Source organism: Bizionia psychrotolerans, from assembly GCF_001039595.1.
This window is the reverse complement of record NZ_JNGS01000012.1, coordinates 1-9080: the sequence shown is the minus strand read 5'-3', so window position 1 is coordinate 9080 and position 9080 is coordinate 1. Positions and strand designations below refer to the sequence as shown.

The following is a 9080-nucleotide window of genomic DNA, read 5'->3' as shown; positions in this document are numbered from 1 at the left end:
TTTAAGTTTCAAAGTTTCAAAGTTTCAAAGTTTCAAAGTTTCAAAGTTTCAAAGTTTCAAAGTTTCAAAGTTTCAAAGTTTCAGAGGTGCAAAGTTGGTTTCTCGCGAAGGCGCGAAGTTGAGTAGATGACTTTTGAGACTTTTAATTTCTCCAGATAGCTATCGGGATTCGATTTTAACTTCAACTTCATTTTTCATATCTTTGCATCTCATTAAAAAAATAAACAATGCAAGACGGATTATACGCAAAATTTCATACAAGTAAAGGCGACATTTTAGTTGCTTTAGAATATAAAAAAACACCAGGTACAGTAGGTAACTTTGTGGCTTTAGCTGAAGGTAATTTAGAAAATTCTGCTAAAAAACAAGGCACTCCTTATTATGATGGTTTAAAATTTCACCGAGTCATTCCAGATTTTATGATTCAAGGTGGTTGTCCACAAGGAACTGGAACTGGAAACCCAGGCTACAAGTTTGATGACGAATTTCATCCTGATTTAAAGCATGATGCACCTGGAATTTTATCCATGGCTAATGCTGGACCAGGTACTAATGGTAGTCAGTTTTTTATTACTCATGTTGAAACGCCTTGGTTAGACGGAAACCATACCGTTTTTGGAAAAGTTCAAGAAGGACAAGATGTGGTTGATGCCATTGCGCAATCTGATATGCTTGATAAAGTCGAGATTATTCGTGTGGGAGCAGAGGCCGAAAATTTTAATGCTGTTGAAGCTTTTAGAACCTTTGAAGGCTTACGTGAAAAAAAAATAGCAGCAGAAAAAGCAGCTGGTGAAGCAGAATTAGATAAGTTGGCAGCTGGTTTTGATAAAACAGAAAGTGGTTTGCGTTACCAAATTCTTCAAAAAGGATCTGGTGCAAAAGCACAAAAAGGTCAAACAGTATCGGTTCACTACAAAGGTCAATTGGCGGATGGAACGGTTTTCGATTCATCATATAAACGCAAAGATCCACTAGAATTTCAAGTAGGCGTTGGTCAAGTTATAGCAGGTTGGGATGAAGGTATTTGCCTTTTAAACGTTGGTGATAAAGCACGTTTGGTTATTCCAAGTCATTTAGGTTACGGATCACGTGGAGCAGGAGGCGTTATTCCTGCCGATGCCACCTTAATTTTTGATGTGGAGTTGGTGAATGCTAAATAATTTAAGAAAGAAATTAAATTTATTTGTAACAAATAAATTAAAAAACGTCTCATTTTAAAAGAGACGTTTTTTTTGCTTCATTCGGCATTAACATAATAAATTTTTACATTATGAAATTTAAATTCACTTACCTGACACTAATTGTGATTCTTTTAGTAACCAGTTGTTCCAACAGTATTAATTATACCGATTCCATAAAAACAGAAACTTCTGGACGCTATCTGTATAACGCAGATGCTGTTATTGATGTTTCATATAAAGATAACGTGTTGTATTTACAATGGAAAGGAGCAGAGGTAAAGCCGGTTGCATTAGATGAGCGTACCTTTTTTGTACCTGACATGTATCAAAAATTACGTTTTGTGAAACATCCTAAAACACAAAAATCCTATTTGGCTATTATTCCAGAAAATGAATCCGATTCTATATCATATGCCTATTTAAAAGTGCCTGATACCTTTAAAACGCCCTCTATGCATTTGAAAGATAAAAATTATGAAGCCGCACTTCAAGGTTTTATGGCCATTAAAGAACAAGATTCCATGTCTGAATTTATAAATGAACGTGAATTTAATATCATGGGTTATGATCTCATGCGTGATCAAGAATATGTTGATGCCGTTGCTGTTTTTAACTTAAATACCAAGCTGCATCCAGATAGCGATAACACCTATGATAGTTTGGCATCTGGTTATTTAAAACTTGGTGATAGCTTATTGGCTTTTACGAATTATAATAAGGCATTAGCGTTGAATCCGAGTAATAAAAGAGCAAAAACATTTGTTTCAAATTACAAAATTCAGGAATCTAATTAAAGACTATAACATATAATTACTTTTTCCACTTAATATTACAACCAATGCTCGGTCTCTGCTCTTTGGTATTTTCTTTATTCTCTAAAATACAATTTAAAGCATATCGTAAATCGGTTCCAGTTACTGGTATATTATTCCCAGGGCGTGAATCATCCAACTGACCTCTGTAGGTTAATTTTAAATCGGTATCAAACACGTAAAAATCTGGCGTGCAAGCAGCTTGATAGGCCTCGGCTATTTCTTGAGTCTGATCATATAAATACGGAAAAATATAACCTTCATCTAGTGCATTTTGCTTCATTTTATCAGGCGCATCTTGCGGATAATTTTCTACGTCATTGCTAGAAATAGCAATCAAATTAACACCTTTGCTGGCATATTCCTTCGCTATTTTTACGAGTTCAGAATTCACATGTTTCACAAATGGACAGTGATTACAGATAAACATAATAACAGTAGCCTGAAGGCCTCTAGCGTTTTGCAAGGTCACAATTTCATCGGAAATCGTATCTTTTAAACTAAAATCTATGGCTATTGTTCCTAAAGGAAGCATATTTGAAGGTGTTTGTGACATTTTATGATCATTTTATTTTTTATAAAGTTAGGAAATATTTGAAGCAAGCCCAATTTCTAACTTAATCATTTTAATGTTAAAAAGGATGTGATGAATTAGTCGCGTTTTGAACATTTTGTTCGCTTTTGATTTGCTATTTAAGTAATTTACTATCATATTACAACATTATTTAGCCAACCAATTAACGCGTTTTTTTTCATGCAAGAACTTGACCGAGTTCAAATTCATTTTGATTCCAGTAATTTGTGGATTCTAAACATCGCCTTGGCTATCGTCATGTTTGGTGTTGCTTTGGGGATTTCTATTTCTGATTTTAAAACCTTATTTAAAACACCAAAACTGGTTTTAATAGGATTGCTTTCTCAATTTGTGCTATTACCTTTGCTGACTTATTGTTTTATCATTGTTGTTAATCCACAACCCAGTATTGCCTTGGGAATGATGATGGTAGCTGCATGTCCTGGAGGGAATATTTCAAATTTTATGACGCATTTAGCTGGTGGAAATACAGCGCTTTCTGTCAGTTTAACTGCCTTCTCTACCTTTATTGCTATTGTTATAACGCCTTTTAATTTTGAGTTTTATGGCAACCTATATCAGCCTACAGCTTTAATTTTACAGGATGTTTCATTAAATCCGTTTGATTTGGTTCAAATCGTATTACTCATATTAGGAATACCTTTAATTTGTGGTATGCTTGTAAATTATAAATTTCCCAAATTAGCGTTGCGGTTAGCGCGTTGGCTCAAACCATTTTCAATATTAGTTTTTGTAGGTATTGTTATTATTGCTTTATTAAACAATTTAGATGTTTTTTCTGAATATATCCACCATGTTCTACTCCTTGGTATTAGTCATAATTTACTAGCGTTTCTATTAGGATTTGGTGTTGCACGTGCTTTTAAATTATCTTTTGCAAATCAAAAAACGCTTACTATTGAAACTGGGATTCAGAATTCTGGAATTGGACTTTTACTAATATTTACATTTTTTAACGGTTTAGGAGGTATGGCAATTATGGCAGCTTTTTGGGGGATTTGGCATATTGTTTCTGGATTATTACTCGCATTTTTTTGGTCTTCCAAATTTGCAACTAAAACCCAAACGGTTTGAAAAAAATCTGGCTATATACCGTCCGTTCATATATTACATTAGGTTTGTTTTTTTATTACAGGCGGATTCAAGTCAAACATGTTGACAAAGTTCCAAGTAAAGGACCTGTTCTTTTCGTCTCTAATCATAATAACGCACTGATGGATGCGTTGCTAATTGCTACACAATCGGGTAGGTTTTCTTATTTCTTAACACGTGCTAGCGTATTTAAAAAACCACTGGTAAATGCGCTTTTACGAAGTTTAAATATGTTGCCAGTATATCGGAAACGAGATGGATGGAATACGGTAGCAAACAATACAGCTATTTTTGAAAACTGCAGTCGTTGTTTGAATTCTGGTGAAGTGGTTGCGCTTTTTCCTGAGGGAAATCATCATATAAACCGAACAGTCCGACCCTTAAGTAAAGGTTTTACACGCATTGTTTTTGAAACGATGGAAAGGTTTCCAGAAACTGACTTAAAACTGATTCCAATAGGATTAAATTATGAGCAAGCCGATGCCTTTGCCGATAGCGTGTCGCTTTATTTCGGATCCGAAATTTTGGCGAAAGATTATATGCATGGTGATAAAACAACTGAAATAAATCGATTGAAATCAGATGTTTGGATGGCACTTACGCAATTAACAAGTCATATTTCTGCTGATAATTATGATATTAATATAAACAAATTGAAATCATTACATGCTGATTTTTTAAACCCGGAAGTTGTGAATGTTTGTATGGCTTCGCAATTTCAAAATTGCACGTTTCGTAAAAAGAAGCAGCCAAAAAAAATCAAAGCATTCTTTAAATTATTACTGATTGTTTTACTAATAGTTCCCTATGGTATTTGGAAAGGAATTGCAGAACCAAAAGTAAAAGAAGTGGAATTTGTTGCCACGTTTCGGTTTGCAATGGCTATTAGTTTGGTTCCCATTTGGATGGCAATCTTATTTGTTATCTTGTTGTTGAGTTTGGGTTTAACTTATGCTGTTGTTTATGTGTTTCTAGCTCTTCTATTTTCTCTTTTAGCAGTTAAGTTATAAGCATAAAAAAAAGCCGCTAAACAGCGGCTTTCTATTATAGGTTTGAAAAGATTAGATATCATCAAAACTAATATCTGTAAAATTTTCTGTTGATTTTGGTGATGATTCCGATGCGATGTCATCATCAGTATATTCTTCTTTCTTAAAATCTTTTTGATGACGCTCGCTTATAACCTCGTCTCCTTTTTCGTTGATGATATAGTCAGTCATTTCTTGTAAAATGGTAGTGAATTCTGAAAAATCTTCTTTGTATAAATATATTTTGTGTTTTTTGTAATGATACGAACCATCGTCATTGGTGAATTTTTTACTTTCCGTAATGGTTAAGTAATAATCTCCAGCTTTAGTAGATCTTACATCAAAGAAATACGTACGTCTTCCTGCTCTTAATACTTTTGAGAAAATCTCTTCTTTCTCCATCATTCCATTAGTATCCATAGTCATAATATATTATAAAACACAAATTATAAGTTCCTCAAAAATCTAAAAAAATCAGGTAGCAAGCAACAAATTATGAATTTTCTTTTAGCTAACGGTTTAAATCATATTTAAGTTATTAAAAATGAAACCCTTAAGCCGTTTCTAAAAACCGACTGCAACTTATAGATTTGAAGACTCGCTTAATTGCTTTTCATATAAATTTTTATAATACCCTTCGGTATCTATTAAAGATTCATGAGTACCAGCTTGCACAATTTTACCGTCATCAAGAATAATTATTTTATCTGCATTTTTGGCTGCTGAAATTCTATGACTAACGATAATGGTTGTTTTTCCTGTGGTCAATTTTTTTAAGATTGTTCAGAATTTTTTCTTCAGTTTCAGTATCAACAGCAGATAAGCAATCATCAAATAATAATATCTGCGGATCTTTTATAATGGCTCTTGCTATGGAAACACGTTGTTTTTGACCTCCAGAAAGTGTGATACCTCGTTCGCCTAAAACCGTTTCATAACCTTTGGTAAAACCGATAATGTTTTTATGAACTTGAGCGTATTTGGCAGCTTGAATAACCTGCTCGTCGGTTGCATCCTCTTTCCCAAACTTAATATTGTTATTTATGGTGTCCGAAAACAAAAAGGCATCTTGTGGCACATATCCAATGGCATCCCGAAGATTGTCCAGATTAACTTGATCTATAGGTTCACCGTCAATGAGTAGTTCGCCAGCTTCAATATCATACAAACGACCAATTACATCTAAAATAGTAGATTTTCCAGAACCTGTTTTCCCAATAACGGCTAAAGTTTCGCCTCCTTTTAAAGTGAATGAAACATTTTTCAGGGCTTGAATATTCGTGTCATCATATGTAAAAGATACATTTTTGAAAACAATATCACCTTTAATAACGGAAGGACTTGTAGCTTTATTTTGAATTTCAGGTTCAATTTTCAAGAACTCGTTAATCCGGTTTTGAGAAGCTTCTGCAGTCTGAACGATAGATGTTACCCAACCAACCGTTGCAACAGGCCATGTTAACATATTGACATAAATGATGAATTTAGTAATGACACCTAGACTAATTTCACCTGCAATATATTGCAAACCACCAACGTAAATAACGATGAGATTACTTAAACCAATCAGTAAAATCATCATTGGGAAGAAAAACGCATTAATTCGTACCAAGTCTAATTGTTTCTCTCGGCTTTCAGTTGCTAATTCATCAAAATTAATGGAAGATTGTTCTTCCATTCCGTAGGATTTAATAATGGCAATCCCACTAAATGTTTCCTGTGTAAATGAGGACAATTTGGATAAATATTGCTGAACAATCGTACTGCGTTTATGAATGGTTTTACTCAATTTATAGATAATAACGGATAAAATGGGTAACGGAATTATAGTATACAACGTTAAGGTTGGTGCTTGCCGATACATGAAGAAAATAGCAATAACGAACAATGTAAAGGTGTTAATACTATACATAATAGCAGGTCCAGCATACATTCTTACACTATTCACATCCTCACTTATCCGATTCATTAAATCGCCAGTTCGATTTTTTTTGTAGAAGTTTAAAGATAATCTTTGGTATTGCTGGTAAATTTCATTTTTTAAATCGAACTCAATATAACGCGATACATTAATAATGGTTTGGCGCATAAAGAATGTTAGAATACCAGTTATAATGGCTGCACCTATTATATAAAGAATATTAACAAGTAGTTCCTGTTTTACAATTGCAATATCTGTAATAATACCTTTTCTAAAATCATCCACAACATCAATGGAGGATCCAATGAGTTCAGGCGTAAATAGCAAGAATATTTTTGAAACAATAGTGATAACAATTCCAATAATAACTTTTCCTTTATATTTTAAAAAGTACTTATTTAAATGCTTTAATTCTTTCATTAATAGATTTGGGTTTGTATAAAGTTTTTAACAAATTCGCATTTTAATATTATTTATGTTGTTTAAACACTAATATTCCCTTAATTTTGCACGTTGTTTTTACAGATAGTACAAAACACAAATAATATTAAACTATAATTATCATGGTAACAGACGTTATTAATGCCAACGAATTACATAAAATGGATCCCGTTTTTGGTCAGCATTCATTCGACAATCACGAGCAAGTTGTTTTTTGCAACGACAAAGATACAGGTTTAAAAGCAATAATAGGAATTCATAATACGGTTTTAGGTCCTGCTTTAGGTGGTACCAGAATGTGGAATTATGCCAATGAATGGGAAGCTCTAAACGATGCTTTACGTCTATCTAGAGGTATGACTTTTAAGTCGGCTATTACAGGTTTAAATCTAGGTGGTGGAAAAGCAGTTATTATCGGTGATGCCAAAACACAAAAAACGCCAGAATTGATGCGTAAATTTGGTGAGTTTGTTCACTCTTTAAGCGGAAAATATATTACCGCTGAAGATGTAGGAATGACTACTGCTGATATGGATACCGTTCGCGAGGTAACGCCTTACGTTACTGGAATTTCTGAATCACTTGGTGGTGCTGGAAATCCTTCACCTATAACAGCTTATGGTGTTTTTATGGGCATGAAAGCAGCAGCCAAATACAAATTTGGAAGTGATGTTTTAGAAGGTAAATCTGTATTTGTTCAAGGAATTGGAAATGTTGGTGAAGCTTTAGTAGAGCATTTAGTAGATGAAGGTGCCAATGTAACTATTTCTGATATTAGTCAGGAACGTTTGGAAGAAGTACGCGCTAAATATGCGGTTTCTATTTATGGCGGAAATGATATTTATTCCGAAGCAATGGATATATATGCACCTTGTGCTTTAGGAGCAACCATTAACGACGATACCATATATAAATTAAAAGCACAAGTTATTGCTGGAGCTGCTAATAATCAATTAGCAATCGAGCAGAAACATGGTAAAATTCTTCAAGAACGCGGAATCATTTATGCACCAGATTTTTTAATTAATGCAGGCGGTATCATTAACGTTTATGCAGAATTAGAAGGTTATGACCGTAAAGAAATTATGCGTAAAACAGAAAATATTTACAATACCACTTTGGAAATATTAAACAATGCCAATACACATAATATTACTACCAATCATGCTGCCTTGAATATAGCTCAAGCCAGAATTGATGCTAGAAAAAATGAGAATTCGAAGTAATTCGTTTAAATAAATATTATTTTTGCGAGGCGAAAGGACTACTTTCGCCTCTTTAAATTTAAAGTTCTTTGAAAGTATGCTAAATAGAAGACATATTCGGATTAAGGTAATGCAAACCATGTACGCCTATACAGGTGGTGAAGGAGGCGATTTTAAAGCCGATCAAACCTTTTTATTACGAAGTATTGATAACATGTATAATTTGTATTTACTGCAGTTATCGTTATTAATTAAGTTGCAAGAAAGATCTGAAGATTTTGTGATTAAAACGCAAAAGAAACAATTGGCAACTTCAGAAGATAGAGATCCCAACAAAAAATTCAGTAATAACGAAGTGTTGCTAGCACTGAAAAAGAACGTCAGTCTAATAGATGCTTTCGAGTTTTATAAAGTGATCAATTGGGAGTTGGATAGCGAGTATGTAGATGTTATTTTTAAAAGCATGTTAGCGTCCGATTTGTATGCCAATTATATGGAAACTCGCACATCCAGTTTTACAGAAGATAAAAATTTTATTGTCAGTTTGTTTAAAGATATCATTGCGCCTAATGATAAGCTTTATGATTATTTAGAAGATCAAAGTTTAACTTGGACTGACGATTTGCCTGTTGTAAATACGGCTCTTCTCAAACTATTACGAAAAGTAAAACAAAGTTCTGCTGATTCTTTTTTCTTGCCAGAACTATTTAAAGATGAAGATGACAGAGCTTTTGCTTTAGATTTGTTTAAGAAAACGATTTTAAAACAAAATAGTTTAAATGAAACTATAGCTGCTAAAACAAAA

The 9080-nt window shown here is 33.4% G+C and carries 8 protein-coding genes and 1 pseudogene; 6 read left to right on the top strand and 3 right to left on the bottom strand.

Going from position 1 to position 9080, the window contains the following annotated elements; translation table 11 throughout:
• Positions 1-227: 227 nt before the first annotated feature.
• Together GK51_RS01315 and GK51_RS01310 are read left to right on the top strand one after the other, a co-directional pair.
• Entirely contained in the window at positions 228-1160 is a 933-nt protein-coding gene (locus GK51_RS01315; RefSeq protein ID WP_048331210.1) for a peptidylprolyl isomerase, read from the top strand.
• A gap of 110 nt (positions 1161-1270) precedes the next feature.
• The gene (locus GK51_RS01310) at positions 1271-1975 is read left to right on the top strand and encodes a tetratricopeptide repeat protein (protein WP_048331208.1); all 705 of its coding nucleotides are present in this window, start codon (positions 1271-1273) and stop codon (positions 1973-1975) included.
• A 16-nt stretch (positions 1976-1991) separates the two neighbouring features.
• Here GK51_RS01310 and GK51_RS01305 read toward each other — a convergent pair whose 3' ends face one another.
• A complete protein-coding gene (locus GK51_RS01305; RefSeq protein WP_048331206.1) occupies positions 1992-2549 on the bottom strand; it encodes a thioredoxin family protein in 558 nt (185 codons plus the stop codon).
• 198 nt (positions 2550-2747) lie between these two features.
• Between GK51_RS01305 and GK51_RS01300 the strand changes: the two genes are divergently transcribed.
• Both GK51_RS01300 and GK51_RS01295 read left to right on the top strand, forming a co-directional pair.
• Positions 2748-3662 (top strand): bile acid:sodium symporter family protein, encoded by a 915-nt coding sequence (locus tag GK51_RS01300; protein WP_048331204.1) that lies wholly within the window; start codon positions 2748-2750, stop codon positions 3660-3662.
• The gene (locus GK51_RS01295; protein WP_231575826.1) at positions 3659-4690 is read left to right on the top strand and encodes a lysophospholipid acyltransferase family protein; all 1032 of its coding nucleotides are present in this window, start codon (positions 3659-3661) and stop codon (positions 4688-4690) included. The genes GK51_RS01300 and GK51_RS01295 overlap by 4 nt, the downstream gene beginning before the upstream one ends.
• Positions 4691-4741: 51 nt before the next feature.
• Here GK51_RS01295 and GK51_RS01290 read toward each other — a convergent pair whose 3' ends face one another.
• Both GK51_RS01290 and GK51_RS01285 read right to left on the bottom strand, forming a co-directional pair.
• Entirely contained in the window at positions 4742-5128 is a 387-nt protein-coding gene (locus tag GK51_RS01290) for a PUR family DNA/RNA-binding protein (RefSeq protein WP_048331214.1), read from the bottom strand.
• A gap of 162 nt (positions 5129-5290) precedes the next feature.
• Positions 5291-7049 (bottom strand): annotated as a pseudogene (locus GK51_RS01285) (ABC transporter ATP-binding protein).
• A 143-nt stretch (positions 7050-7192) separates the two neighbouring features.
• On the opposite strand from GK51_RS01285, the gene GK51_RS01280 reads away from it, so the two are divergent.
• Both GK51_RS01280 and GK51_RS01275 read left to right on the top strand, forming a co-directional pair.
• Positions 7193-8296 carry a Glu/Leu/Phe/Val family dehydrogenase gene (locus tag GK51_RS01280; RefSeq protein ID WP_048331202.1) on the top strand — a complete coding sequence of 368 codons (1104 nt, stop codon included), beginning with the start codon at positions 7193-7195 and terminating at the stop codon, positions 8294-8296.
• A gap of 109 nt (positions 8297-8405) precedes the next feature.
• Positions 8406-9080: hypothetical protein (locus GK51_RS01275; protein ID WP_048331212.1), on the top strand; the 675-nt coding region annotated here is incomplete at its 3' end.